Genomic DNA, 1,205 nt, shown 5'->3' with positions numbered 1-1,205 from the left:
GTAAACGGCGGCCGTAACTATAACGGTCCTAAGGTAGCGAAATTCCTTGTCGGGCAAGTTCCGACCCGCACGAATGGTGCAACGATTCTGGGCGCTGTCTCGACGCGGGGCTCGGCGAAATTTATGTTCCGGTAAAGAAGCCGGATACCCGCAATTAGACGGAAAGACCCCGTGAACCTTCACCGCAGCCCGCCGCTGGGATTCTGTCCGGCACGTGTAGGATAGCTGGGAGGCTGCGAGCCCGGGCCGTCAGGTCCGGGGGAGCCGGCGGTGAAATACCAGCCCTGCCGGGCGGGATTTCTAACCCGCGCCGTGAAGCCGGCGCGGGGACAGCGGCAGGCGGGCGGTTTGACTGGGGCGGTCGCCTCCCAAAGGGCAACGGAGGCGCGCGAAGGTCCCCTCACCCCGATTGGAAACCGGGGCGCGAGCGCAAGGGCACAAGGGGGCCTGACTGCGAGGGAGACATCCCGGGCAGGCGCGAAAGCGGGTCCTAGTGATCTGGCGGTGCCGCGTGGAAGGGCCGTCACTTAACGGACAAAAGGTACTCCGGGGATAACAGGCTGATTTTCCCCAAGAGTTCACATCGACGGGAAAGTTTGGCACCTCGATGTCGGCTCATCGCATCCTGGGGCTGGAGCAGGTCCCAAGGGTTCGGCTGTTCGCCGATCAAAGCGGTACGTGAGCTGGGTTCAGAACGTCGCGAGACAGTTCGGTCCCTATCTGTTGCGGGCGTCGGATGACACAGGGGGGCCGCCCTCAGTACGAGAGGACCGGGGCGGACCGGCCTCCGGTGTGCCTGTCGTCCCGCCAGGGGCGCAAGGCAGGGTAGCCGCGCCGGGAAGGGATAACCGCTGAGAGCATCTAAGCGGGAAGCCCGCCCCGAGGACAGTCATCCCGCGGGCCAGCGAGCCCGCCCGAAGGCCGCCCGCAGAACACGGGCTAGATAGGCCGCAGGCGCAGGCGCGGCGACGCGCACAGCCGAGCGGTACTAACCGGCCGGGAGGCTTGGCCATGTCGCCGCTTCCGGCTTCTCGAGGCAGTTTCCCCGTCCCCAGATCTTCTTTTGCCGGACCTTTGCGCCCGGCGGCCATGGCGGAGGTGCCATACCCGTTCCCATCCCGAACACGGAAGTCAAGCCCTCCAGCGCCGGTGATACTGCCCGTCCGGGCGGGAAAGCAGGTGGCCGCCGGGCTTTTTCTTTGCCC

2 rRNA genes are annotated in these 1,205 nt (G+C 66.0%); both read left to right on the top strand.

Annotated elements, in window-relative coordinates:
• A 23S ribosomal RNA gene (locus QZ332_RS13745) occupies nt 1-1,013 on the top strand; the annotation flags it as partial.
• A 66-nt stretch (nt 1,014-1,079) separates the two neighbouring features.
• A 5S ribosomal RNA gene (rrf, locus tag QZ332_RS13740) occupies nt 1,080-1,192 on the top strand.
• Nucleotides 1,193-1,205 lie beyond the last annotated feature (13 nt).

This window comes from uncultured Oscillibacter sp. (assembly GCF_910584465.1).
GTDB lineage: Bacteria > Bacillota > Clostridia > Oscillospirales > Oscillospiraceae > Oscillibacter.
The sequence above is the reverse complement of the archived record's forward strand: the minus strand, read 5'-3'. Positions and strand labels throughout refer to the sequence as shown.